The sequence below is a fragment of the Streptomyces xanthochromogenes genome, assembly GCF_014650455.1.
Taxonomy (GTDB): Bacteria; Actinomycetota; Actinomycetes; order Streptomycetales; family Streptomycetaceae; genus Streptomyces; species Streptomyces xanthochromogenes.
This window is the reverse complement of record NZ_BMUZ01000006.1, coordinates 314,318-339,239: the sequence shown is the minus strand read 5'-3', so window position 1 is coordinate 339,239 and position 24,922 is coordinate 314,318. Positions and strand designations below refer to the sequence as shown.

The 24,922-nt window shown below is 72.6% G+C and carries 25 protein-coding genes and 1 pseudogene; 19 read left to right on the top strand and 7 right to left on the bottom strand.

The genetic code is table 11. The features are described 5' to 3' along the window. Positions 1-112 precede the first annotated feature (112 nt). Positions 113-1,900, top strand: a complete 1,788-nt coding sequence (locus tag IE267_RS18325) for a CocE/NonD family hydrolase (protein ID WP_189763947.1) — start codon at positions 113-115, stop codon at positions 1,898-1,900. Here the strand turns inward: IE267_RS18325 and IE267_RS18320 are convergent. Then, on the bottom strand, positions 1,881-2,984 hold the full coding sequence (locus tag IE267_RS18320; protein WP_189763946.1) for an adenosine deaminase: 1,104 nt from the start codon (positions 2,982-2,984) through the stop codon (positions 1,881-1,883). The two genes, IE267_RS18325 and IE267_RS18320, sit on opposite strands and share 20 nt — an antisense overlap. Positions 2,985-3,028: 44 nt before the next feature. After that, positions 3,029-3,760 (bottom strand): GntR family transcriptional regulator, encoded by a 732-nt coding sequence (locus IE267_RS18315; RefSeq protein WP_189763945.1) that lies wholly within the window; start codon positions 3,758-3,760, stop codon positions 3,029-3,031. Between the two features lie 218 nt (positions 3,761-3,978). On the opposite strand from IE267_RS18315, the gene IE267_RS18310 reads away from it, so the two are divergent. Together IE267_RS18310 and IE267_RS18305 are read left to right on the top strand one after the other, a co-directional pair. Continuing rightward, positions 3,979-4,218 carry a LapA family protein gene (locus IE267_RS18310; protein WP_161248962.1) on the top strand — a complete coding sequence of 80 codons (240 nt, stop codon included), beginning with the start codon at positions 3,979-3,981 and terminating at the stop codon, positions 4,216-4,218. Positions 4,219-4,249: 31 nt separating this feature from the next. Further along, the gene (locus tag IE267_RS18305; RefSeq protein WP_167152535.1) at positions 4,250-4,843 is read left to right on the top strand and encodes a GNAT family N-acetyltransferase; all 594 of its coding nucleotides are present in this window, start codon (positions 4,250-4,252) and stop codon (positions 4,841-4,843) included. Here the strand turns inward: IE267_RS18305 and IE267_RS18300 are convergent. After that, a complete protein-coding gene (locus tag IE267_RS18300) occupies positions 4,840-5,181 on the bottom strand; it encodes a DUF6204 family protein (protein ID WP_161248958.1) in 342 nt (113 codons plus the stop codon). The two genes, IE267_RS18305 and IE267_RS18300, sit on opposite strands and share 4 nt — an antisense overlap. 333 nt (positions 5,182-5,514) lie before the next feature. Here IE267_RS18300 and IE267_RS18295 point away from each other — a divergent pair, with 333 nt between their 5' ends. From IE267_RS18295 to IE267_RS18285, 3 genes are all read left to right on the top strand, one after another. Then, complete coding sequence (locus IE267_RS18295) at positions 5,515-7,482, top strand: DUF5107 domain-containing protein (protein WP_167152534.1); 1,968 nt, start codon at positions 5,515-5,517, stop codon at positions 7,480-7,482. A gap of 148 nt (positions 7,483-7,630) precedes the next feature. Next, a complete protein-coding gene (locus tag IE267_RS18290; protein ID WP_189763944.1) occupies positions 7,631-11,029 on the top strand; it encodes a molybdopterin-dependent oxidoreductase in 3,399 nt (1,132 codons plus the stop codon). Between the two features lie 223 nt (positions 11,030-11,252). Further along, complete coding sequence (locus tag IE267_RS18285) at positions 11,253-12,569, top strand: M48 family metalloprotease (RefSeq protein ID WP_229861300.1); 1,317 nt, start codon at positions 11,253-11,255, stop codon at positions 12,567-12,569. Positions 12,570-12,738: 169 nt separating this feature from the next. Here the strand turns inward: IE267_RS18285 and IE267_RS18280 are convergent, their stop codons facing one another. Further along, positions 12,739-13,092: a VOC family protein gene (locus IE267_RS18280; protein WP_161248952.1), complete on the bottom strand. Its 354-nt coding sequence runs from the start codon at positions 13,090-13,092 to the stop codon at positions 12,739-12,741. Positions 13,093-13,324: 232 nt separating this feature from the next. On the opposite strand from IE267_RS18280, the gene IE267_RS18275 reads away from it, so the two are divergent. The 3 genes from IE267_RS18275 (at position 13,325) to IE267_RS18265 (ending at position 14,747) form a co-directional block, all read left to right on the top strand. Continuing rightward, a complete protein-coding gene (locus IE267_RS18275; protein ID WP_189763942.1) occupies positions 13,325-13,687 on the top strand; it encodes a hypothetical protein in 363 nt (120 codons plus the stop codon). A 71-nt stretch (positions 13,688-13,758) separates the two neighbouring features. Further along, entirely contained in the window at positions 13,759-14,421 is a 663-nt protein-coding gene (locus tag IE267_RS18270; protein ID WP_189763941.1) for an RNA polymerase sigma factor, read from the top strand. Beyond that, on the top strand, positions 14,418-14,747 hold the full coding sequence (locus IE267_RS18265; protein WP_189763940.1) for a hypothetical protein: 330 nt from the start codon (positions 14,418-14,420) through the stop codon (positions 14,745-14,747). The genes IE267_RS18270 and IE267_RS18265 overlap by 4 nt, the downstream gene beginning before the upstream one ends. A 13-nt stretch (positions 14,748-14,760) precedes the next feature. Here the strand turns inward: IE267_RS18265 and IE267_RS18260 are convergent, their stop codons facing one another. Further along, positions 14,761-15,594, bottom strand: a complete 834-nt coding sequence (locus tag IE267_RS18260; RefSeq protein WP_189763939.1) for a class I SAM-dependent methyltransferase — start codon at positions 15,592-15,594, stop codon at positions 14,761-14,763. Positions 15,595-15,939: 345 nt separating this feature from the next. Between IE267_RS18260 and IE267_RS18255 the strand changes: the two genes are divergently transcribed. The 9 genes from IE267_RS18255 to IE267_RS40435 all read left to right on the top strand — a co-directional run bounded on the left by IE267_RS18255 (position 15,940) and on the right by IE267_RS40435 (position 20,421). After that, positions 15,940-16,356, top strand: a complete 417-nt coding sequence (locus IE267_RS18255) for a phage holin family protein (protein ID WP_167152528.1) — start codon at positions 15,940-15,942, stop codon at positions 16,354-16,356. Between the two features lie 64 nt (positions 16,357-16,420). Next, positions 16,421-16,819, top strand: coding sequence for a gas vesicle protein GvpO (locus IE267_RS18250; RefSeq protein ID WP_167152527.1), 399 nt, complete (start codon positions 16,421-16,423; stop codon positions 16,817-16,819). A 255-nt stretch (positions 16,820-17,074) separates the two neighbouring features. Then, positions 17,075-17,497 carry a gas vesicle structural protein GvpA gene (locus IE267_RS18245; RefSeq protein ID WP_161248930.1) on the top strand — a complete coding sequence of 141 codons (423 nt, stop codon included), beginning with the start codon at positions 17,075-17,077 and terminating at the stop codon, positions 17,495-17,497. Then, on the top strand, positions 17,494-18,210 hold the full coding sequence (locus tag IE267_RS18240) for a GvpL/GvpF family gas vesicle protein (RefSeq protein ID WP_167152526.1): 717 nt from the start codon (positions 17,494-17,496) through the stop codon (positions 18,208-18,210). The genes IE267_RS18245 and IE267_RS18240 overlap by 4 nt, the downstream gene beginning before the upstream one ends. Before the next feature lie 4 nt (positions 18,211-18,214). Continuing rightward, positions 18,215-18,469 carry a gas vesicle protein GvpG gene (locus IE267_RS18235; protein WP_189763938.1) on the top strand — a complete coding sequence of 85 codons (255 nt, stop codon included), beginning with the start codon at positions 18,215-18,217 and terminating at the stop codon, positions 18,467-18,469. After that, on the top strand, positions 18,469-18,987 hold the full coding sequence (locus IE267_RS39665; protein ID WP_167152524.1) for a gas vesicle protein: 519 nt from the start codon (positions 18,469-18,471) through the stop codon (positions 18,985-18,987). Before IE267_RS18235 ends, IE267_RS39665 begins: the two co-directional genes overlap by 1 nt. Beyond that, positions 18,984-19,814: a GvpL/GvpF family gas vesicle protein gene (locus tag IE267_RS18225; RefSeq protein WP_189763937.1), complete on the top strand. Its 831-nt coding sequence runs from the start codon at positions 18,984-18,986 to the stop codon at positions 19,812-19,814. The genes IE267_RS39665 and IE267_RS18225 overlap by 4 nt, the downstream gene beginning before the upstream one ends. Further along, positions 19,811-20,023, top strand: a complete 213-nt coding sequence (locus tag IE267_RS18220) for a gas vesicle protein (protein ID WP_167152522.1) — start codon at positions 19,811-19,813, stop codon at positions 20,021-20,023. The genes IE267_RS18225 and IE267_RS18220 overlap by 4 nt, the downstream gene beginning before the upstream one ends. A gap of 137 nt (positions 20,024-20,160) precedes the next feature. Then, the gene (locus IE267_RS40435; protein WP_100575206.1) at positions 20,161-20,421 is read left to right on the top strand and encodes a gas vesicle protein K; all 261 of its coding nucleotides are present in this window, start codon (positions 20,161-20,163) and stop codon (positions 20,419-20,421) included. Positions 20,422-20,711: 290 nt separating this feature from the next. Here IE267_RS40435 and IE267_RS18210 read toward each other — a convergent pair whose 3' ends face one another. Then, positions 20,712-22,181, bottom strand: a complete 1,470-nt coding sequence (locus IE267_RS18210; protein WP_189763936.1) for a bifunctional phosphatase PAP2/diacylglycerol kinase family protein — start codon at positions 22,179-22,181, stop codon at positions 20,712-20,714. A 335-nt stretch (positions 22,182-22,516) separates the two neighbouring features. Here IE267_RS18210 and IE267_RS18205 point away from each other — a divergent pair. Next, positions 22,517-23,314 (top strand): annotated as a pseudogene (locus tag IE267_RS18205) (SigB/SigF/SigG family RNA polymerase sigma factor); the annotation flags it as partial. Positions 23,315-23,675: 361 nt separating this feature from the next. On the opposite strand, the gene IE267_RS18200 reads toward IE267_RS18205, so the two are convergent. Further along, entirely contained in the window at positions 23,676-24,905 is a 1,230-nt protein-coding gene (locus IE267_RS18200; RefSeq protein ID WP_189763935.1) for a PAS domain-containing protein, read from the bottom strand. Between the last annotated feature and the right edge of the window lie 17 nt (positions 24,906-24,922).

The following is a 24,922-nucleotide window of genomic DNA, read 5'->3' as shown; positions in this document are numbered from 1 at the left end:
ACTCCCGCCTGAGGCAAGAAGGTTGTGTCCCAGCCGTTGACGCGGAGTTTCACGTGTCACAGCATGAGGCGGGCCTACCGGTCGGTAGGCCCGCCGTGCCGTGGAGGACGCCGTGACCCGTCGCCGTACCGTGCCCCGAACCCGCAAGCCATTGGCGGCCGCCCTCGGCGCGGCGCTCGCCGTGCCGCTGCTCGCCTCCGCGCCCGCCGTCGCGTCACCGGGGGCGGATGAGGGCCAAGTCACGGTCACCGCACTGAAGTTCACCGTGCGGGCGGGAGGCCGCACCTGTGCGGTGGACGCCGACCTCTACCGTCCGGCCGGCGTCGACAAGGCGCACCCCGCGCCCGCCGTGCTCACCACCAACGGCTTCGGCGGCAACAAGGCGGACGGCTCCACGGCCGGCACGGCCAAGGCGTTCGCCGCCCGTGGGTACGTGGCCCTCGCCTACTCGGGGCTCGGCTTCGGCAAGTCGGGCTGCCTCATCTCCCTCGACGACCCGGCGATCGACGGCCGCGCGGCCTCCCGTCTCATCGACTTCCTCGCCGGGACCCGGGCCGCCGACGACGGCACCCGCGTCGACTTCGTCACCAGGGACCGCCCGGGCGACCCCCGCGTCGGAATGATCGGCGGCTCCTACGGTGGCGCCGTCCAGATGGCCACGGCCGCCGTGGACCACCGCGTCGACGCCCTTGTCCCCATGATCACCTGGAACGACCTGTCGTACGCGCTCGACCCCAACAACGTGGCCGACCGCAAGGTGCCCGGCGCCTTCAAGTGGCAGTGGACCAACGGGTTCTACCTCATGGGCGAGAGTCAGCCCATCACGCTGCCGAACCTCGACCCGTCCCGCTGGGGCACGCTGGGCTGCGTGCACTTCGTGTCCGACGCCTGCAAGACGATCGGCCTGCTCAACTCGGGCAGCTACCCGGCCGCCCGGACCGCCGCGATGCTGCGCTACGCCCGGAGCGTCTCCCCGGTCAGCTACCTCGACCGCGTCGAGGCGCCCACCCTGCTCATCCAGGGCCAGACGGACAGCCTGTTCAACCTCAACGAGGCCACGGCCACCTACCAGGCGCTCAAGGACAACGGCACCACGACCAAGATGATCTGGCAGTCCTGGGGTCACAGCGGCGGCCAGGCCCCGGGCGAACTCGACCTGACCCAGGGCAACTTGGAGACCAGTTACACGGGGCAGCGCATCCTCGCCTGGTTCGACCGGTACCTGCACAAGGACCGGCACACCGACACCGGGCCCGCGTTCGCCTACTACCGCGACTGGCAGAGCGGCTACGGCGAGGCGTCCAAGGTGCCGCCGCTCTCGCAGAAGGTGTACCTCTCCGGCGACGGCAAACTCGTCGACAACCGGGCGAAGGTGGCCCGTGGCAGCCGTACGTACACCAACTGGCTCGTCCCGACGAGCCATTCGGAGAGTTCCCTGGCCGGCACGATCGGACTGCCCGACCCGGCGCCCTACGACACCCCCGGCACCTACCTCGGGTGGGACACCGCCCCGCTGAAGGCGCCGGTCGACGTCGTAGGCTCGGCGAAGGCCATCCTCAAGGTGTCCTCGCCCGCCGCGCGCGCGACCCAGGACTCCGGCGACGCCGCCGACAAGCTGGTCCTCTTCGCCAAGCTGTACGACGTGGCACCCGACGGCACCAAGACGCTGGTGCGCCGACTGGTCGCGCCGGTGCGGGTGCCGGACGTCACGAAGCAGTTCACCGTCGCCCTGCCCGGCATCGCACACCGCTACGAGGCCGGGCACCGCATCGAGTTCGCGATCGCCGCGAGCGACGACGCCTACCTCGGCAACAAGGGCGTCAAGCCGGTGACGGTCGTGAGCGCCCCCGGTGACACGGGGACGCTCCAACTGCCCTTCGTCAGCGGGACGTTGAACTGAGCGCCGCGTAACCCGGGCGCACCAGCTCGTCGATGATGCGACGGCGTTCCGGCAGCGGCAGGAACGCCGCCTCGACCGCGGCGACGGTGAACTCCTCGAAGACCTCCGGGCCGTAGCCGAAGGCGTCCGCCATGTGCTGGAACTCCTCGCTCATGGTCGTGCCGGACACCAACCGGTTGTCGGTGTTGAGGGTCACCGTGAAGCCGAGCCGGCGCAGCTCGTCGATCGGGTGCTTCTCGTACGAGATCGCGGCGCCCGTCTGCAGGTTGGAGGTAGGGCAGACCTCCAGGGCGATCCGGTTGTCCCGGACGTACGCGGCGAGGTGGCCGAGCGTGCCGTCGGCGCCGATGTCGTCGGTGATGCGCACGCCGTGACCGACGCGCTCGGCGCCGCACACCTGGACCGCCTCGTGCACCGACTCCGCGCCGACGGCCTCGCCGGCGTGGATGGTGATGTGGCAGTTGGCCCGCTTGAGGTGCTGGAAGGCGGGCAGGTGCTCGGCCGGCGGGTTGCCGATCTCGCCGCCAGCGATGTCGAAGCCCGCCACGCCCCGGTCCCGGTGGGCGACGGTCAGCTCGGCTATCTCCAGGGAGCGCCGGGTGTGCCGCATGCCGGTGAGGAGCGCGCGCACGGTGATCCGCCCGCCGGTGCGGCGCTCGCCCTCGCGCAGGCCCTCGTTGACGGCGTCGACGACCTCGTCGAGGGTCAGGCCGCCCTCCAGGTGCTGCTCGGGCGCGTAGCGCACCTCCGCGTACACGACGCCGTCGGCCGCCAGGTCCTCGGCGCACTCCGCCGCGATGCGGTGCAGCGCCTCGCGGGTCTGCATCACCGCGCAGGTGTGGGCGAAGGTCTCCAGGTAGCGCTCCAGCGAGCCGGAGTCGGCGGCGTCACGGAACCAGAGCGCGAGCTCGGCCGGGTCCTCGGTAGGCAGTGCGGCGTACCCGCAGGAGCGGGCCAGCTCGACGATGGTGGCGGGGCGGAGGCCGCCGTCGAGGTGGTCGTGCAGGACGGCCTTCGGGGCGCGGCGGATCCACTCGGCGGGGGTGACCGAGGGGGTGGCGGCAGGGTTGTCTGACAAGTGCATGAGGCGGGAGTGTACAGCGTGCCGTGCCCGGGCCCGCCCGGGTGCTAGCAGGACTGGAGTACGGGGAGCGCCGGGGCTCCCGTCGGCAGCATGTGCTTGGCGGCCATCACCGGGGTGCCGTCGACCCGTACGACCTGGGTGATGAGCACGGCCGGGGTGTCCGCCGGGCGGTCCAGCTGCTCGCCCCTGCGCCGGCCGAGCAGCGTTGCGCTGATCCCGCTGTGCGCGGTGAGCTGGACGCCCCGGGAGGCCTCGGCGAGGACGGTGAGCATGGAGGCGGCGGGCTCGGCGCGCAGGGCCTCGGCGAACGCGGGGTGCAGGCGCTCGACGACGTCCTCGGGGGCGGCCCACTCATGGCTGAGCGCGACCGCGAGAGACTCCCCGACCAGCACGGATTCCCAGAATCTGAGGTCCGATCCGGCGGGCGCGAGCAGATGCTGGGCGGTGAAGTCGGTGGGTTCCTCGCGGCTGCGCAACAGGGCCCGTACGCGGACCGGCCCGAGGAGGTCGTCGAGCGGCTGGAGCTGCTCGAAGCCGCGCCGGGGCGGCCGGTCGTTCACGGTCCGGCCCACCCCGCGCCGCACCGAGAGGAGACCGTCCTCCTGGAGCAGGAGCAGCGCCTCGCGCAGGGCCGGGCGGCTCACCCCCAGCTCGCCCGCGAGCTTCGGCTCCGAGGGCAGGGTGGAGCCCCGGGGATAGGTGCCGTCGTGGATCGCGTCCGCGATCCGCTCGTACAGCGCCACGACCGGCCTGCGCTGCTGCCCGCCCTCTGCCATGAACTCGCCTCTCGCCGTACCGGAAGGCCAGCATGCCCGGCCCCTACTTGTCTGACAAGCACGGGAGGTCGTCTCCGCACGGACGGGGGGACGTCCCCGTCCGTGCTGCCGCTCGCCCTCACCCGTACGGCCCGCAGGACCGCACGCCGGTGTGCCCAGTCCCGCAACCTGGGACGAGGGGAGCCGCTACAGCGCGGCACGAACGAAAGGGCCGGACCATGAGCCCCAAGGGCGAGACGAGCAGTACGCAACGCACGGCGGGCGGTGTCGTGACCCCGGGCCGGATCGCGGTCCTGGTCCTCGCGATCCTGGCCCTGGTCTTCATCTTCGAGAACACCCGGCACGTCAAGATCCGGCTGCTGATCCCCGAGGTCACCATGCCCCTCTACCTCGCGCTGCTGGCGGTGTTCGTGGTGGGGCTGTGCTGCGGCTACTTCCTGAGAAGGCGGAACCGGTAACGCCTCCGTAGTGGATCAGTAATCTGAGGCGATGCGCACTGAAGCCGGCTTCCTGGCCGAGGGCCCCCGCGTGGGCATACGCCATTTCACCCTGGAGGACGCGGCGGAGTTCACCGCCCTCGCCGCGTCGAGCCGGGCACTGCACGGCCCCTGGCTCGCCCCGCCCGCCGACCCCGAGTCCTACGCGACCTACGCGCGGCGCCTGATCGAGGAGCCGACCCGGCACGGCTTCCTGGTCTGCGAGCGGGGCGACGGCCGCATCGCCGGGTTCATCAACATCAACAACGTGGTGGAGGGCGCCTTCCTGTCCGGCGCCCTGGGCTACGGCGCCTTCGCCCACGCGGCCGGGCGCGGCCTGATGGGCGAAGGCCTCGCGCTGGTCCTGCGGTACGCGTTCGGCACGCTCGGCCTGCACCGGCTGGAGGCGAACGTCCAGCCCGCCAACACGGGCTCGATCAACCTCGTCCGCCGCGCGGGCTTCCGCCTGGAGGGCTACTCGCCGGACTTCCTCTTCATCGACGGCGCGTGGCGCGACCACGAGCGCTGGGCGGTCACGACGGAGATGTGGCGGGCGCGGGGGACCGAGGACGCCGGAGCCGCCGGGCGGACGGGGCAGGGCGGCTAGCGCCGCCCGCCCTTGTAGTTGATCTTCATTGTGTCGAGGTCCGTGACCGTCGAGCGGAGATCGCGGAAGCCATGGCCCTGCGCGGTCAGCGCCGACTCCGCCCGGTCCTCGGCGATCGCGGCGGCCATCTCGTCGCCGTCGGCGGCGTCCGACACGACCGTGAAGCGCCAGGAGAAGTGCTTCAGGACGCGGTCGTAGGCGAGCGAGCCCTCCTCGGTGAAGGTCATCGCGGTCAGGCCGTGGTCGTCGGCCTCGGCGAGCAGCCTCGCGCGCGAGTCCTCGCTCAGGCCGTCCCACACTCCGCGCACGATGACCCGGTAGGTGTGCTGCTCACTCATGTCCTGCTGTCCTTCCGTACCGCACGTCCGTTGCGGGCCGATCGTCCCCCACGGGGCGGAACGTGTCGATCGATATACCGGCGGGCGGGCTCCACGCGGCCCTGACGGGCCGGGGCGGGTTCGGCGAGCCGTCCCCACGACGTCCCCGCCGCGACCCCGCCCCGGACCCCGGACGGCACGGCCTCGGCTCCGCCCGCCGGCCTCGCCGCGGCGGCTTTTGCGCAACCGTGACCGGGGTAGCCCCTGGCCGTTGTCAGTGGCGCGGTGTTCCATGGTCATCGGGGGACCGGCCGAAAGAGCCGCCGAAACCCCGTACGAGGGAGTGAGGTTGCCTTGGCCACGACCGTGCGACGTGCCGTACTGACCCTGCCCGGCGCCCCGTTGGGCGAGGCGAACCCGCTGCCCGCGCTGCGCCCGCGCGACGAACTGCATCAGCTCGACGAGCGCGCACGCCAGGGCCTGCCGAGGGACATGGCCCGCCAGATCGGGTACGCGCCGCTGGAGACACTGCTTCCGGTGCGGGTCCTCGACGGCTACGGGCGCGAGCGCGAGACCGTCGAGCTCGACACGATCGTGATCGAGAACGACCGGCTGCGGGTCACCGTCCTGCCGGGCCTCGGCGGCCGCGTCCACTCGCTGTTCCACAAGCCCACCGGGCGTGAACTCCTCTACACCAACCCGGTGTTCCAGCCCGCCGACTTCGCGCTCAACGGTGCCTGGTTCTCCGGTGGCATCGAGTGGAACATCGGCGCCACCGGACACACCACCCTGTCCTGCGCCCCCCTCCACGCCGCCCTCGTCCCGGCGCCGGACGGCGGACAGATGGTCCGCCTGTGGGAGTGGGAGCGGCTGCGCGACCTGCCCTTCCAGGTCGACCTGTGGCTCCCCGACGACTCCGACTTCCTGTACGTGGGCGTCCGCGTCCGCAACCCGCACGAGCGGACCGCACCGGTCTACTGGTGGTCCAACATCGCGGTGGAGGAGGGCGAGCGCACCCGTGTCCTGGCCCCCGCCGAAGAGGCCTGGCACTTCGGGTACGAACGCACTCTGCGCCGGGTGCCCGTGCCCGAGTTCGACGGCGCCGACCGCACCTATCCGCTGCGCAGCGAACACCCCGCCGACTACTTCTACGAGGTCCCCGACGGCGCCCGCCGCTGGATCGCCTCGCTCGACGACGGCGGCCGGGGCCTCGTCCAGACCTCCACGGACACCCTGCGCGGCCGCAAGCTCTTCCTGTGGGGCTCGGGCCGCGGCGGCCGGCGCTGGCAGGAATGGCTGACCGAGCCCGGCACCGTCGGATACGCGGAGATCCAGGCGGGCCTGGCCCGCACGCAGCTGGAGCACGTACCACTGGACGCGGGCGCCGAGTTCGCCTGGCTGGAGGCGTACGGTCCGCTGAGCGCCGACGGGGCCGTGGTGCACGGCGACGACTGGGCCGCGGCCCGCGCCGAGGCCGAGGGCAGACTTGAGCAGGCCCTGCCGCGGGCCACGGTGGAGGAGGCCTACGCCGCCTGGCGCCCCTTCGCCGACACCGAGCCCGGCGAGCGCCTGGCCACCGGATCCGGCTGGGGCGCCCTCGAAGTCCTGCGCACCGGGGCGAAGCTCCCCGGCACCCCCTTCCCCGACCTGACGCTCACTCAGGAGCAGCAGCCCTGGCTTGAGTTGCTGCACAATGGCGTGCTTCCGGAGCCGCGCAGGGTGACCCCGCCGGGGCCCACCCTGGTCGCCGCGCACTGGCGGGACATGCTGGAGACGGCACCGGCCGACCCGCTCACCGAGTACCACCTCGGCGTCGCCCAGTGGCACGCGGGCGACCACGCCCAGGCCGTGCGCAGCTGGGAGCGCGGCCTGCCGCTCGCCCCGTCCCGCTGGCCACTGCTGCGCTGTCTCGCCGTGGCCGACCAGCTGTCCGGGCACGCGAGCCGCGCCGCCGACCGCTATGCCGAGGCGTACGACGACTTCTGCCAGGAGCGCAGGGAGGGCGAGCCCTGGACGGCGGCCGACGCCGCGCTCGGCCGCGAGGCGATCGAGGCACTCCTCGCCGCCGGCCGCCCGGCGGACGCCCGCGCGATATGGGACCGCCTGCGTCCCGCCGTCCGCGAGCGCGGCCGCTTCCGCCTCGTCGAGGCCCAGCTCCTGCTCGCGGAGGGCGAGCCGGCCGCCGCCCGGGCCCTCTTCGACGCCGGCTTCGAGGTCGCCGACCTGCGCGAGGGCGCTGAGATACTGAACGAGGTGTGGGCCCGCCTCACCGACGAGCCGCTCCCGGACCGCTACCAGTACCGGATGCGCCCCGAGGACTAGACCCCGTGCCTTCGCCGGGGCCGGGGCAGGATCTCCCGGGCCCGGCGGGCCCTTGGGCCCTGGCGCAGGGGGCCAAGGGCCGACGAAATGATCGATCAAACCGGGCTTCAATGGGGGAGGCAACGACGCCGGCGTACGGAGGCCTGTCATGGCGGTCGAGGAGAAGCGCGGATTCTGCACGTTGTGCAAGTCCCGCTGCGGTGCGATCTTCACCGTGGAGGACGGCCGCCTCACCGGCGTCCGCCCCGACCCGGACCACCCCACGGGCGCCGCGATGTGCCCCAAGGGCCGGGCCGCCCCCGAGATCGCCCACAGCACCCGCCGCCTGACCACACCCCTGCGCCGCACCAAGCCCAAGACCGACCCCGACCCCGGCTGGGTGGAGATCTCCTGGGACGAGGCGATGGCCGAGATCGCCGCCAGGCTCGCCGCCGTCGCCGCCGAGAGCGGGCCGGAAGCGGTGGCCTTCGCGGTCGCCACCCCGAGCGGCACCGCCGTCTCCGACGCGACCGAGTGGATCGAGCGCTTCGTACGCCACTTCGGAAGCCCCAACACCGTCTACAGCGCCGAGATCTGCAACTGGCACAAGGACTTCGCCCACGCCTTCACCTTCGGCACCCCGATCCCGCCGCCGGACTACGAACACGCCGACCTCGCGCTCCTGTGGGGCTTCAACCCGGCCAAGACCTGGCTCGCCCAGTCCGCGGCCGTCTCGGCGGCGCAGGCCCGGGGCATGAAGCTGGCCGTCGTCGACCCGCGCCGCTCCACCAGCGCCCTGCGCGCCCACCACTGGCTCCGCGTACGCCCCGGCACGGACGCGGCACTCGCGCTCGGCCTGGCCCACCTCCTCATCCAACAGGGCGCCTACGACGAGGAGTTCGTGCGCGCCTGGACCAACGGGCCCCTCCTGGTGCGCCGCGACACGGGCCGCTTCCTGCGCGCGGGAGAGCTGTCCGGGACCGCCGACGCCGAGGGCTTCGCCGTGCTGGACCTAGACACGGGCCGCGTCGAGGCGTACGACACCCGCAAGGCGGCCGTCCGGCCGGAGCGGTTCGCGCTGCACGGCACCGTCGAGGTGCGTACCGCCGACGGCCGCCGGGTGGAGTGCGTCCCGGCGTTCCAGGAGTACGCGGACGCCTGTGCGCGCCGGCCCATCGAGGAGGTGGCGCGGACCACCTGGATCCCGGAGAGCGAGATCCGCGCCCTCGCCGCCGAGATCGCGGCCGCCCGCTCGGTGACGTACTACGGCTGGACCGGCGTCGGCCAGAGCGCCAACGCCTCCCAGACCGAGCGCGCCCTCGCCACCCTGTACGCCCTCACCGGCTCCTTCGACGCGCCCGGCGGCAACCACGTCGTACCGCCGCCGCCCTACAACGCCGCCACCAGCACGGCCCAGTTCGCTCCCGAACAACGGGCCAAGGCGCTCGGCCTCGACCGGCATCCGCTCGGCCCACCCGCATCCGGCTACATCAACGCGGGCGACCTCTGCACGGCCATTGAGACACAACAGCCTTACGCGGTGCGGGCGTTGGTGGGTTTCGGCTCCAACCTGGTCGTCGCCCAACCGGACTCGGACCGGGTGGCCCGGGCCCTGCGACAGCTCGAATTCCAGGTGCACCTGGACCTGTTCGCCAACCCGACCAGCACCACCGCCGACATCGTCCTGCCCGTCAACAGCGCCTACGAGCGCGAGGCGCTCCGCTTCGGTTTCGAGATCGGCCACCGCGCGCAGGAGCAGGTGCAACTGCGGCCGAAGCTGGTCGAGCCGCAGGGCGCCTCCCGGTCGGACACCGAGGTCGTCTTCGACCTGGCGTGCCGGCTCGGCATGGGCGAGCTGTTCTTCGACGGGGACATCGAGGCCGCCTGGAACTGGCAGCTGGAGCCGCTCGGCCTGACCGTGACGCAGCTGCGCGAGAGCCCCGGCGGCGTACGGGTCCCGCGTCCGCTCGCCCACCGCAAGTACGCGGCCTGCGACGGAACGGGGGTGACGGGCTTCAACACCCCCACCCGGCGCGTCGAGTTGTACTCCCAGCGCCTGCGCGACCACGGCTATCCGCCGGTGCCGGAACACCGCGACCCGGCGCCCACCGGCACGGCCTTCCCCCTCGTCCTGACCTGCGCCAAGCACGGCTACTTCGTGCACAGCCAGCACCGCTCGGTCACCTCGCTGCGCCGCCGCGCCACCGACCCCTCGGTGGATCTGCACCCCGGGACGGCATCCGCGTACGGCATCACCGAGGGCCAGTGGGTCGACGTGGCGACCCGGCTCGGCTCGATCCGGCTGCGGGCCCGCTTCGACGACTCACTGCACCCGTCGGTGGTGGTGGGGGAGTACGGCTGGTGGCAGGACGCACCCGACCTCGGCCTGCCCGGCTCCGACCCGACACGGCCGAGCGGCCACAACCTCAACCGCCTGATCGACCACGCCGACGCCGACCCGCTGAGCGGCTCCGTCCCGTTGCGCTCCGCGGCCTGCCGCATCGCCCCGGCACCGGCCGACGGCCACTGGGACGGCACCCGGCCCTTCGTGGTCAGCGCGCTCGGCACCGCGGGACCCGGGGTGCGGACCGTACGGCTGGCGGCGGCGGACGGCGGCGCGTTGCCCGACTTCCGCCCGGGCCAGCACCTGACCGTACGCGCCGAGAACGCCGACGGCACGCTCCAGACGCCCGCGCGGGGCCGGAGCTACTCCCTCATCGGCTCGGCCATCGACCCCGACCGCCGCTCCTACGGCCTCGCGGTACGCCGCGTTCCCGACGGCGCCTTCTCCGGATACGTCCACGAGGACCTGAAGGTCGGTGACCGGCTCCATCTCGCCCGCCCCGGCGGCACGTTCGTCATCCCCACCCACACGGACGCGCCCGTCGTCCTCGTCGCGGGCGGCATCGGGATCACCCCCTTCCTCGGTTACCTGGAGACGCTGGCGACGCGAGGCGGCACGGTTCCCGAGGTGGTCCTGCACTACGGCAACGCGAACTCGACGGACCACCCCTTCCGCGACCGCATCCACGAACTGGTCCTGCAATTGCCGCAGTTGACAGTGATCAACCACTATGCGGCCCCCGCCCCGGACGACGTCCTGGGCCGCACCCACGACCACGAGGGCTTCATGACGCCCGAGTCCTTCGCGGACGACCTGATAGCCCGAAGGGCCCGGTTCTATCTCTGCGGCCCCGCACCGATGCTCGACTCCCTGACGGCGGGGCTGCGGGCGCGAGGCGTGCCCGCGTTCGAGATCTTCAGCGAACGCTTCCGGGCGGCGGCCCGCGATGTCGCCCTGCCGGACGACGCGGCCTTCACCGTCACCTTCGCGCGCTCCGACCGCACGGTCCGCTGGACCAAGGAGTCCGGCACCCTGCTGACCACGGCCGAGTCCGCGGGCCTCACCCTGCCCAGCGGCTGCCGCGTCGGCCAGTGCGAGAGCTGCGCGTGCCCGGTGCTGTCCGGGAACGCCGCGCATTTGGTGGCGCCCGACGAGGGCCTGCCCGACACATCGGTCCTGACGTGCCAGTCGGTCCCGACGTCCGACCTGGTCCTGGACGCCTGAGCCGCGCACCATGACGGGCTGAGGACGCTCCCGTGCCCGGTGCCGTCGAGGGGCGCGGGAACCGCGCGAACGGCTCTGCTCGCCGCGGGGGCGAGGGCGTGGCCGAGGGTGCGGGCGTGGGCGAATCGTGACCCCGGCCATGGCCGTCGACCGCCGGGAGCGGGTTACAGTGCGGCTTTGCGCAACGGCCCTGGGGAGGGCCGCGGGGGAGAGGAACAGTTCGGTGGGGGAATCGCTGGATGCCCGACTCGGTTCGACCGTCGGCCAGTTGGGGGCACGCACGTGCCCACAGTGCGCGGCGGACGTTCCGTACGACGAACGCTTCGTCATGTGGTGCTCCGCCTGTGACTGGAACGTCGACCCGGAGGGCGAGGCACCGGCCCGCGGGCGGTTCGAGGCGATGCAGCGCCGCCTCGCCCACCGCCACGGGGAGCAGTTGCACGCCGAACTGCTCGCAGCGCCGAACGCCTCCGCCGTAACGAACCGTGGCGTGGTCGCCCGGCTCGTGGCCGTTTGCGTGCACGCCCTCACGGCCGTACTGGCCGTCGCCGGAACCCTGCTCGTCGTCCTCGGCTGGAGCACGCTGGTCCAGCCGATCATCGGTGTGATCCTGCTGCTGGCCGCCTTCGTGCTGCGGCCGAGGTTCCCCAGGCTGCGGCGCGACGGGCGGGTGCTGCGCAGGGCGGACGCGCCCTGCCTGTACGCGCTGGTCGACGAGGTCGCCGCGGCGTTGGGGACCCGAGGCGTGGACACCGTCGTCGTGGACGCGCAATTCAACGCCTCCGTCGCCGACTTCGGCCTGCGGGGCCGTCGGACGCTGCATCTCGGACTTGGCCTGTGGGAGGTGCTCGACCAGCAGGAGCGCGTCGCGCTGCTCGGCCACGAACTCGGGCACTACGCCAACGGCGACCCGCGGCGTGCCCGCCTCATCGGTGCCGCCCTGTACTCGCTGCACACCTGGCTGTACCTCCTGACTCCGGTCCGCGCCGTACACCTGCGCCGGACCGCGCTGGAAATGGTCACCGACCTCCTCATGGACGTGCCGCGCTGGGCCGTCTACGGCGTCACCCTGCTTCTCGAACGGCTGACCCTGCGGGACGCGCAACGCGCCGAATACCTCGCCGACCGCGCCGCGGTACGCGTCGGCTCGGCGGCCGCGGCGGCGGGCCTGATGGACCGGCTGCTCATCGGCGAGTCCATCGCGGCCGCGCTGCGCACCGAGTCCGTACGGGCGCAGACCAGGATCGGCGGTGTCGAGCCGCGGGCTGCGGCGGCCGGCCTGTGGGAGCGGATCGCGGAGCGCGCGGCCACCGTGTCCGAGCGCGAGTACGAGCGGCTGCGCCGCGTCGGCGTGCTGCGCGGCCACAGCGTCGACTCCACGCATCCGCCCACTCACCTGCGCCGGAGCCTGATCGAGGCGGGGGAGTACGGGTCCGCGGCCGTCGTCGTCGGACCGGAGACGGCCGCCGGCATCGCCGCCGAGCTGGCCCCGGCCCGCAGCGCCGTCGCCCACGCGGTCATCCGCGACCTCGCGGGCTGAAGCCCCGCGGTGCTGCGGAGCTGAAGCGCTACGGTGCTGCCGAGCTGAGGCTCTGCGGCGTTGCAGTGCTGCGGTGTTGCAGCGGCGCTGAAGCGCTGCCGTGCCGCAACGCCGAAGCGGGCCGGGTGCGGCCCGGCCGCGGGCCGGTCCCCCCGGTCCGTGCCGTCGCTCAGTACGCCGGTTTGCGGTCGACGTACTCGAAGACCGAGCCGTCGGGGTGCAGGGCGATCAGATTCCGGCCCGCCGGAGTCGCGACCGGGCCCGCGATGACGTGCGCGCCCGCCGCGGTCAGGGTGACGTTGGCCTCGTCGACGTCCTTGACCGCCACGGTCGCCGCGACCTTGCGCAGCACCTCGATCTCCTCCTCGGGACCGCTCATCAGCAGAAAGGCGCCGACCGCGGCGACGGACACCCCGCCGCGGTCGAAGCGGAGCGCCTGACTGCCGGTGACGCGTTCGTAGAAGACGATCGCGCTCTCCAGGTCGTCGACGCAGATGCGCAGCGTGGTGCCCAGAATCTCCATGACACGAAGCCTAGTTGGGGGAGATCGTCCCCGGCAGGGGGTCCGGCGGTCCGGTCGGCGGCCATGGCGCGGCACATTCCGTGCGGGTGCCCGTGCCACGCGGCCGGGCGTGCGCCGCGGAAACTTTCTCCGACGGGGTCGCAACCCCGGGGGGCGCCGGACGTCTGGTGGGGTGAAGGCGCCCTTCAGCAGTTCGTCCCGAGCGTGTTTCCCCACTTCCCCGGAGAGTTCCATGTCCCAGCACGTCAAGCGCGACCGCAGCCCCCGCCCCCGGTTCCTGGGCGCCGCCGTCACCGGTGCCGCACTCCTCCTGGGTGGCGCCTTCGCCGCGCAGGCCGCCGCGGACACCGGTGCGAAGCCCGCCGCACCCAAGGTCGCCACGAGCGGCGACACGGCCGCGGCTGTCTCCGCACCCGGCGGCGCCAAGGCATCCGGCTCCGCCGCATCCGGCTCCGCCGCATCCGGCTCCAAGGCCGACGGCACTGCCAAGGTCACCGGCGCGGGCAAGGGGGCCGCCGCGGCCGAGCCCGCCGCGGGCGGATCCTCCGACGTCGCGCCCAAGGTGATCAAGCCGGGCAGCGGCGTCGGAAAGTAGCGGCAGCAGCACCACGGGGCGGGCCGGCTGTCACGCGCCGGCCCGCCCCTCCCGGACACGGATCGAGGCCCATGCAGTACGCCATACCCGCAACATCGCGGTCGCCCTGGTGGTCCCGGCTGCTCGCGCGGATGCCCCGCACCGAGGAGGCGCCCGCACGGGCGCGCCGGCTCCGGGCGGTGCCCCCGCCGGTCGCCCCGGTGTACGGCGGGACATATGACGACGGGGCGCGGGACGAGGAGCCGGCGCCCAACCTGACCGAGCTGTACTTGGCGCGCCGGCTCGACATGGTGCGTCTGGCGCTCTTCCTGGTGGACGACCTGCCCACCGCCGAGGACGTCGTTCAGGACGCCTTCGCCGCCCTGTGCCGCAGCTACGGCACCTCGCTGCACGGCCTCCAGGACCCCGCGGCATATCTGCGGACCGCCGTGGTCAACGCGGCGCGATCCGTATTGCGCAGACGCCGCACTTCCCGTGCCTACACCCCGCCCCACCAGGGTGCCGGTGCGCCCGTGGACGAGCGGCTGCTCCTGGCCGAGGAGCACCGCCAAGTCCTGGACGCCATGGCACTGCTGACGCAGCGTCAGCGCGAGGTTCTGGTGCTGCGTTACTGGTCGGAACTGACCGAGGCGCAGATAGCGGAGACCCTCGGCCTGGCCCGGGGCACAGTCAAGTCCACCGCGAGCCGCGCGCTGGACGTCCTGGAGAAGAGACTGGGGGCGGCTGTCAGTTGAAGCCGAACACCGAGGACCGACGGTTCGCGACCGATGCCCGGATACGCGCCGCGCTGCTGGCCGGTGGCGCCCTGGTCGCCCACGCCGACCTGCGCCGCGACCCGCCGCCGCAGGGTCGCGCCCGGGGAGTCCGCCAGGTGCGGGGACTCGCCCTGGCGGCACTCGGCGTCGCGGCCGCCGTGGTGGTCGTATGCCTGTTGGCGCTGCTGCCCGGCGGCCCGCTGGAGCCGGCCCCCGTTCCACCCGCCCGCACCCCGGGCGTGGACCGGGCGCCGAGCGTACCGAGTTCGCCGTCCGGCCCGCCCCGCGTGATCCACACGCCGTAGCGGGCGGGGGCGGTCACACCCGGCAGAGGATCTCGCCGTGCGGCACCATGAACCACCCGTCGTCCCGGCTGCTCCACTCCCGCCACGCCTCGGAGATCGCGGCCAGTTCGTCCGGGGTGGCGTGCCCGCCGTCGACCGCCAGCTCCGCGTACGAGGACGCGACCGTACGGTCCGCCCACAGGCCGCCCCACCACGCACGCTCCTCCTCGGTGGCGAAGCACCACGTGCTCGCGGAGGTCCTGAGGTCGTTACAACCGGCCTGCAGGGCCCAGGACTTGAGCCGGCGTCCGGCATCCGGTTCGCCCCCGTTGGCCCGGGCCACCCGGTGGTACAGGTCCAGCCATCCGTCCAGCACCGGTGACGCGGGGAACCAGGTGAAGGCGCCGTAGTCGCTGTCCCGCACCGCCACGATGCCGCCCGGCTTGGTGACCCGGCGCATCTCGCGCAGCGCCTGCACCGGGTCGCCGACGTGCTGCAGTACCTGGTGCGCGTGGACCACGCAGAACGTGTCGTCGGGGAAGTCGAGCGCGTGCACGTCCGCCACCGCGAACGACATGTTGTCCAGGCCGCGTTGGGCGGCGTGCGCACGGGCCTGCTCGACGATGCCCGGCGCGTGGTCGACCGCCGTCACATGGCCGTCCGGCACCAGCGCGGCCAGGTCCGCCGAGATGGTCCCCGGCCCGCAGCCGATGTCCAGGACCCGCATGTGCGGCTTCAGCTCACCGACGAGGTACGCCGCCGAGTTGGCCGCCGTGCGCCAGATGTGCGAGCGCAGCACCGACTCGTGGTGGCCGTGGGTGTAGACGGCGGTCTCGCCCGGCGTGGCCGGGGGCGTCTCCTGGGACATGAACGGACTCCCTCTCCGAGAACTCGACGGCGAGCGGCCCATCGCCCGGCGCTCCGCGCCCGAGCGGTGAACTGCCCCGATGGTGAGTCCACTTTAGAACCGCTCTCCAGATGATGAGATACGCGTCTTGCGATGTGGACATCCTGGAGGTGTCGGAGGTGTCGGAGGTATCGGAGGTATCGGAGGGGTCGAAGGGGTCGCCCAGGGGGCACCGAGAGGAGGCGCTCGGAGAAGGCGTGGAGAGCATCGAAAGGGGGCGCCCGGAGGGGCGTGAAGAGGAGCCGTCGAGAGGGCGCGGAGGGCGGCGGAGGGACTGTCGAACGCCTGCGCGGGTACTCGGGCGCCATGGACACGAACCTGCCGAACCTGCCGGAGCAGCTCTCCCAGGTCGTCCGGGACGCCATCCGGGACGAGCTGCGCGAACAGACCAAGAAGCAGCGCCGAGCCGCGCGGATGTACGCGGGAGCAGGAGCAGCCGGCCTCTACGGCGGCGCCGCCCTCACGGTGTTCCTGCTCCTCGTCCTCGCGATGGCAGTGCCCTACTGGGCGGCCGCGCTGATCGTCGCCGTGCTGCTGCTCGGTGCCGCGGCACTCCTGAGCCGGGGCGCCCGCAGCAGCCGGAGCGAGCTTCCCGACCGGCCCGCCGCACCCCTGGAGCCGGGAGTGCCGCCGGGCGCTCCGGTCATGCCGTCGATGGCACCGCCGAGCGTCCCCGAGCAGTCGCGCGGCCCGCTGGGCAACCCGCGCGACACCGGCCGCTGACCACCCGCAGGGGTTTGATCCGGCGCTGAGGGGCTACCCGAACGTTCCGACCCGGGAGGTGAACATGGCCGACGAGGACGAGGACGCATCGACGACGCCGTCCAGAACTGCGGCGAAGAAGACCGCGGCGAAGAGGACCACCTCGAAGACCACCGCGAAGACCACCGCGAGAACCGCCGAGAAGAGCCGTGACGACGAAGGCCTGCCCAGTGCGATGGAGGTGCTGCGGGGCGCTCGTGCCCAGCTCTCCGAGCTCATCGGCATGCCCGCCGAGTCCGTCTCGTCCTTCGAACGCAGCGAGGACGGCTGGCAGTTGAGGATCGAGGTCCTCGAACTGAACCGCGTCCCGGACACCATGAGCCTGCTCGCCTCCTACGAGGTCGAGCTCGACCCCCGGGGCGAACTCACCGGATACCGCAGGCTGCGCCGCTACGAGCGCGGCCGGGCCGACAAGGGCAACTGACCGGAGCGTCATCGGACGGCCTGGTAGCAAGCCGCCGGCCCCGCGAACGACAGGCAATCCGCGAACCGCCAGTACCCGCGAACGACCATCACCCGTGAACCGCCAGTACCCGCGAACCACTTGCGGAACGACAGGAACCACCCGACGGCGAAACCGATGGGCGAAGCCCAGCGACCAAGCCCCTCGACGGAGCCGGACGGCACAGCAGACGACGACACAGAACATGACGCCAACAGACAAGGAGGGCCGGAGACCATGACGGTTGTCCCGGCACAACAAAGCGGCAGTGGCGGCGGCTCCAGTGGCCTCTACGACGTCCTGGAGCTCGTCCTCGACCGAGGGCTCGTGATCGACGCGTTCGTGCGTGTCTCCCTCGTCGGCATCGAAATCCTCAAGATCGACATACGAGTCGTGGTCGCCAGCGTCGACACCTATCTGCGGTTCGCCGAGGCGTGCAACCGCCTCGACCTGGAAGCCGGTCCGAAGCGCAGCCCCGGCCTGCCCGACCTGGTCGGTGAGATCACCGAGTCCGGTGCTCGCGGCAAGTCCAAGGGAGCGCTCTCGGGCGCCGCTCAGACCATCTCGGAGGCATTCAAGGAGGCGCGCAGCGAGGGCGAGGAATCCCCCCGGCCCCGGTCCCGTCGCACCACCACGCGCCGTAAGGAGGAGCAGGAATGACCACGTACGTCTACGGCATCGCCCGTCGCGGGCACGGCCGCCTTCCGGAGCAGATGGGCGGCATCGGTGATCCGCCGCGCCCGGTCCGCACGGTCGAGCAGGGCGACCTGGTGGCGCTGGTCAGTGACGCGCCGGAAGGGCTCAGGCCCAAGCGCCGCGACCTGCTGGCCCATCAGAACGTGCTCGCCGAGGCGGGCGCGGGCGGGGCCGTGCTGCCGATGCGGTTCGGCGGGGTGTCGGCCGACGACGAGGCCGTGCGGGCCGTGCTCGCCGAGCACGAGGAGCGCTATCTGGAGCGGCTCGAAGCGCTCGACGGCAAGGTCGAGTACAACGTGAAGGCCACCCACGACGAAGAGGCCGTTCTGCATCAAGTGCTCGCGGAGAACGCCGAGTTGAGGGCACTGAGTGACGCCAACCGCAAGGCCGGCGGCGGCAGTTACGAGGACAAGCTGCGGCTCGGTGAGCGCATCGCCGCGGCCGTGCAGCAGCGCGAGGTGTCCGACGCCGCTCTTGTCGAGAGCGCTCTCGACGACTCGGCCGAGGAGCGCAGCCCCGGTCCGCAGTCCACGGGCTGGCTCGCCAACATCTCCTACCTCGTGCCGCGGGACGCCACCGCCGAGTTCGTGGCCGCCGTGGACGCCCTGCGCGAGCGTGCCCCGCACCTCGTCGTCCAGGTTCACGGGCCGCTGCCGCCCTACAGCTTCACGGGGTGAACCCGTGGGACTCCTGAAGGAACTGCTGCTGCTTCCGGCGGCGCCCGTCCGCGGCACCTTCTGGGTGCTCGGGCAGGTCGCCGCGGAGGCGGAGCGGCAGTACTACGACCCCGCCACCGTGCGCCGCGAACTCGCGGCACTGGAAAAGCAACTGACCAGCGGTGAGATCGACGAGGCAGAGTTCGACCGGCGCGAGGACGAGCTCCTCGACCGGCTCGAACACCTCGCCAAAGGCGTAGCCGATCCGCGGAGGACCTGATGGTGACCCCGGCACGTTTTCCCGACGCGTACCAGCCCGATGGCGGCGGTGCGAACCTGGCCGACATACTCGAACGCGTCCTCGACAAGGGAATCGTCATCGCCGGGGACATCCGCATCAACCTCCTCGACATCGAACTTCTCACGATCAAACTGCGGCTCATCGTCGCCTCGATCGACAAGGCGAAGGAAATGGGCATCGACTGGTGGGAGGACGACCCCGCCCTCTCCACCGGCGCCCGCCGCCGTGAACTATCGCGTGAGAACGATGAGTTGAAGGCTCGAATAGCGGCCCTGGAGGCCGCGTCCCGCCCCCTTGAGAGCGCTCCCGAAGCCGCTCCTGAAACCGTCACCGAAGCCAGGGCGCAGAAGAGCGCGAGCTCCCCATCGACCAAGACGGCCGGGCGCTCCACGGCGGCGAAGGGGGCCGGGCGCTCCATGTCGGCCAAGGGGGACGAGAGCTCTACACCGGCCAAGGGTGACGAGAGCTCCGATCCGGACGGCAGTGGTGACCGATGAACGACGGCGGCCAACTGCTGTACGTGTACGCCGTGACGCGCCCCTTCGCCGCCGCGCTCCCCGACGCGGTGCGCGCTCTCGACGGCGAACCACCCGCACTGATCGAGCACCGGGGGCTGTGCGCGGCGGTGAGCCGCGTCCCCGCGGAACACTTCGACGCCGCCCCGCTCCGCGCCCATCTGGAGGACCTGGACTGGCTCGCCGAGGTCGCCCGCAACCACCAGGCGGTGATCGCGGCGCTCGCCACGGTCGGCTGCCCCGTGCCGCTCAGGCTCGCCACGGTGTGCCGGGACGAGAACGGGGTGCGCCGCCTCCTGGACTCCGGGAGGGCCCGTTTCGAGTCCGCCATCGAGCGCCTGGACGGGCGCGTCGAGTGGGGCGTCAAGGTGTACGCCGAGTCCGCACCTCCCGAACGGGCGGCGCCCGCACCGGAGTTGACGGCGGCCACCGGACGGGAGTACCTGCGCCGACGGCTCGGCCAGCGCCAGAACCGTGACCGGAGCTGGCAGCGCGCGGGAACGCTCTCCCGGGCCCTGCACGCCGACCTGTGCGAGCGCGCCGAGGCCGGGCGCCTGCACCCGCCGCAGAGCGGACGGCTCTCCGGTGCGCCCGGTGAGAACGTTCTCAACGCCGCCTACCTGGTGCCGCGCGAGCGGAGCGAGGAGTTCGTGGCGGCGGTGCGCGAGCGCACCCCGCAGGGCGAGGACGTCCGCGTGGAGCTGACCGGCCCCTGGGCGCCCTATTCCTTCGCGTCCGGCCAGGACGACGGCCAGGACGACGGCCAGGACGACGGCCCCGAAGGCGGCCCGGGCCAGGGGGAGTCGTGAACGACGGCGATGCGCTCGCCCAGCGCGAGATCGCCCTGGTCGACCTGCTCGACCGGCTGCTGGCCGGTGGCGTGGTGATCACCGGCGACCTCACACTGCGGATCGCGGACGTGGACCTCGTACGCATCGACCTGAATGCCCTCGTGAGCTCGGTCAGCGCCGAAGTCCCGTCACCCTTCCAGGATCTCGACTACGAGGAGCCCGCGTGATCGACGACCTGCTGAACGGCGACCTGCTGAACGACGTGACCGAGCGCGCGCTCGGAGGGCTGGGAGACCCGGCAGGTCCGCAGCCCGCGCGCGAGAGGACGGACAGCGCGGAGAGCGCGGGCAAGCCCCGGCGCCGGGTGGAGCTCGATCCCGACACCGTGGAGCGCGATCTCGCGCGGCTCGTTCTGACCGTCGTGGAGCTGCTGCGTCAGCTCATGGAGCGCCAGGCGCTGCGCCGGGTGGAGACCGGCGAACTCACCGAGGACCAGGAGGAGCGGATCGGGCTCACGCTGATGCTCCTGGAGAACCGGATGGGCGAGCTGCGGTCGAAGTTCGGGCTGCGCCCGGAAGACCTCAACATCGACCTCGGCCCGCTCGGTCCCCTGCTCCCGAGGTAGACGGACGGCCTGCCGGGGTGGACGGGCGGCGGCCTGCCGAGGTGACGGTTTGCCGCGGCAGTCGGCAGACGTCCGATTCCTCGTCCGCTCCGGGGTGTTCCAAGGGGACCGGCCGGGCCTTCCTCCTCCCCCCGAGCGCCGCCGAGCAATGTCGCGCCGTGCTGAGCGACGCGTTCGAGGGTTCGAGGGTTTCGGGGTTCGAGAGGGGAGGGCCCGGATGGCGGGCGATCGGTGGTCGTCGGCTGCCTCAAATGCTGTCCGCAGCAGCGATGTTGGGGCGCCCGGAAGCGTCAGAGGCGCACCTGCGGGCGGTAGACCGTGAGGGCCTCCGGGAGCTTGTCCAGCGTCAACTCGGCCGGTGCTCGCGCTACTTCACCGTCGTACGCCAGTGAAGTGCCCTCGGCGAGACCCGCGACGTCGAGGCGTCCGGTGCGGTGCGTGGCGTGCACGGGGGAGCGGCGCAGCGGACCCGCGAGGGCGGCGGCCAGGAGATGCAGTCCGGGCAGTCGGCCGCCGCGTACCGCACGCACATCGAGGAGTCCGTCGGCCAGGTCGAAGCGGCGGGCGGGCGCCGGGCCGAGCCGTTGGTAGACACAGTTGCCCGCGAACAGGAGCCACAGCGCGGGACGACTGCCGTTCGGATCGGCCGGCAACGGCCGCTCGCCGCGCAGCACCTTGTAGGCGCCGAGAATCCCCGCCGCCCAGCCGCCGATCCGGGGCGACCAGCGCTCGCGCACCCGCACCAGCTCCGGATAGACGCCCAGGCTGAACGTGTTGACGAAGTACCCGGCGTCCGCGCCGTCGGGTCCCGGCCTGAACCGGCCGAGGTCCACCCGCACCGCGTCGCCCGACACCAGGGCCCGGCAGGTGTCCTGCACCTCTTCTATGCCGAGGTCGAGCGCGAAGTGGTTGAGCGTGCCGCCCGGGAACACGGCGAGCGGCACACCGACGCGGGCCGCGACCGACGCCGCCAGATTGACCGTGCCGTCGCCACCGCACACCCCGAGCACCCGGCCGCGCCCCGCTGCCTTCTCCAGGGCCGTCGGCAGTTCGTCGGGATCGCACTCGACGACCTCCGCGAGCGGCAGCGCCCGGCGTACCAGATCGGCCTTGGCGAGCGCGGTGCCGGAGGCCCGGTTGGCGACGACGACCAGGTCCCGACCCGCGGGCAGCGCGGGCGCCTCGGCGTGCGGGCGCCCCGGCGGCGGGAGTTGGGCCCGGGTCGGCACCAGACCGCGCACGGCGAAGGCGGCACCCACGCCGAGTGCCGCACCCGCCAGCACATCTCCCGGATAGTGCACCCCGGTGTACACACGGGATGCGGCCACCGAGAATCCCAGCGGGGCCAGGGCCGCGCCCCAGGCCCGCGACTCCAGGGCGACACCCGCGACGAACGCCGCGGCGGATGCGGAGTGGCCCGAGGGGAACGACGTGGTGATCGGCCGACGCTTCAACTGCCGTACCAGCGGCACCGCGTCGGCCAGCGGACGGGCCCGGCGCACCGAGTGCTTGGCCACCGTGTTCACGGTCAGCGAGGCCAGCGCGAGTGAGGCGACGCCGCGCAGCGCGGCACGCCGGGCCCGGGGTGAGCGGGTCGCGTTCATGACGGCGGCGGTCGCGAACCAGAGGGCGCCGTGGTTGGCGGAACGGCTCAGCCGGGGCAGAACCGCTTCGGCGGCCGGCCAGTGCCGGGTGGCCGCGAAGTCGAAGAGCGCCTTGTCCCGGGCGCCGAGTCGCTTGTGCCAAGGAGAGTCAGTCATGGCACGCGACTACCCGGCCGCCTCCCGCCCAACCGGCCCCCGACCTGCGGCTCGGCTCCCGGCGGCAGGTCTGCGCGATGACGACCGCCGCCGCGTGCACGTGGCTGTCCCCACCCGGGCCGGGTACCGGCCCCGGCCCGCGGGAAACACGTTTTCCCAGCCCTTGGGGTTTACGCCACGTTTGGCCCGACAAGGCCCGGGCAGGCGAATTCCGTGCTTCGGACCGGAGGCACGTCCGTGGGAGCGGCTGTCCGCTCCGGGCGTGCCACGACGCCCGGCCGCAGGCTCCCCGGTGACAACCAACCGCCGCACCGTTCCAGGGAGCTGGATCGCATATGCGTACCGACACCAGCACGGCGAACCACAGGCACCCGCACGACGACGCGCCCAGGACCGCGGCCGCCTTCGAACGCCTCGCGGCACTGCCGGACGGGCCCGAACGGGACACCCTGCGCCAGGACCTCGTCCGCGCCTGGCTGCCCATGTCCGAGCGCCTCGCCGGCCGCTTCCGGAACCGGGGCGAGGCCCTTGAGGACCTCCGTCAGGTCGCGGCGCTCGGACTCGTCAAGGCCGTCGACCGGTACGACCCGAGCCGCGGTGCCGCCTTCGAGAGTTACGCCGTGCCCACCATCACCGGTGAGATCAAGCGGCACTTCCGCGACCACATGTGGACCCTTCATGTGCCGCGCCGGGTACAGGACTTGAGGGGTCGCGTGCGTTCGGCGACGCAGGAGCTCGCCGCGAACGGCTCGGCCCAGCGGCCCAGTACGGCGGATCTCGCGGCGCACACCGGCATGACCGAGGACGAGGTCAGAGCGGGGCTCGAAGCCATCAACAGCTTCAGCGCGCTTTCCTTGGACGCCGAACTCCCGGGGGATGGCGAGGGATACAGCCTGAGCGACTCCCTGGGGAGCGCCGACCCGGCCCTCGACGTCGTAGTCGACCGCGAGGCCATCAAGCCGGGCCTGCGCTGCCTGCCCGAGCGCGAACGGAAGATCCTCTACATGCGGTTCTTCCGGGAGATGACCCAGAGCCGGATCGCGGAGGATCTCGGCATCTCGCAGATGCATGTGTCCCGGCTGATCACGCGCTGCTGCAGCCGACTGCGGGAACAGGCCCTGCGCGAAGAGGCGCCGCCGGGTGAGGAGTTGAAGGGCCGGGAGCCGAAGGGTCGGGAGTCGCGGGGCCGGGAGTTGTGGGGCAAGGACTTGCGGGGCCGGGAGGCGCGGGTCCAGCGCGTGCGAGGCCGACGTGTCGAGAACCCCCGAGCGTTCCGCCCGGGAGCGGGAGCGGGAGCAGGGGTGGCGGCCGCCGCGGGGACGGAGCTCAGCGGGACGGCACCCGCAGGAACGCGACCCGCGGGAACGAAGTCCGCAGCAACGGCGCCCGCGGGAACAGGAACGAAGTCCGCAGGAACGAGGCCCGCAGGAACGAGGCTCTCAGGGACGAGGCTCTCAGGGACGGCGGCCGAGAGGGCGAAGGCGAAGGCGAGGCTCAGGGCCGCGGCAGCACGGCGGGCGGAGGAGGTGACCCGGCCGAGGAAGGTGATACGGGCGCTTCAACCGAGGTGCAGGGAGGAGCTTCTGCCGGTGCGTCAGGAGCCGGACGCCGCATAGCGAGAGCGATATGACGGGCCATCACGTCCAGCGCGCGGCCCTCGGCCAGGGAGAAGGGCCGCGCCGATCCGGTACGGAACAGGGTGAGCACCCCGGCCACCGGCCCCGGCGACCCCAGCGGTACGCACATCAGGGACGACGCCTCGGCGCGGGCCAGGACCGGGGTCCCCGCGGCGTCGTGGCCGAACCCCTCGATGTCCTCGGGCTGTACCTGCAGCGCCCCGTTGCCGGCCCGTGCGGCCTCGACGACCAGAGGGCAGTCCGCCGGGTCCTGGCCGGCCACCATGTGAAGGAGCGGAGCCACCGCGGGATCGGAAGGGCCCAGGACGGTGACGCGCCGCAATGCGCCGCCGGCCAGGTCGGCCACGATCCAGTCGGCGAACCGCCCGCACAGCACTCCGGCTGCCGCGGCGAGCACGGACTCCTTTTCACCTGGAGGCAGTTGGAGCAGCTCGGACGCCATGGCCTCGATGACATCCATGAGTTCGGCGTGCCGGGTCGAATCGACCAGGTCGGGCAGTTCCGACGGCGGGGGAACGGCAGCCGAACCGCGCGCGCTGCCCTCCTGGAACACGACGAGCACCGCCGGTTGCGGTTCGTCCGGCGGTCGCAGCGCGGTCAGTGTCGCCAACAGGGGCTCGTACGGCCGCTGTTGGAGATGGACCGTGAGACCGCGATCGCCCTCGCCCCGGGCCACCGCGGCGGCCTGCGAGCGGAACGCCGCCCGGTCGTCCGGCGTGAGCAGCGACGCGAGCGGCCGTCCGGTGGCGTAGCCGGCCCGCACCCCCGTCAGGCCGGTCGCCGCGACGTTCAGCCGGCGTACGACGGTCTCCCGGTCGACCAGGACCACCGGCAGCGGCAACTGCTGGAACAGGGCCTTGAGGAACTGGCGTTCCTGCCGGTCGACCGGTGCTGCTGCCCCCGCCCCGGCTGCGATCCGCTCGTACCGCGGCCACAACTGCTCGGCCACGTGCTGGAGTTCGAACAGGGCCGCGTCCAGTACCACGGACTGCTCACCGGCCGGGCGGGCGCGCGCGGTGCGCAGCTCGCCCACCCGTCTGACGAAGTCAGCCAGTTCCTCGCCGAAGCCGTCCTGCGTCTGCGTCATGGGAGAAAGCTAACTCT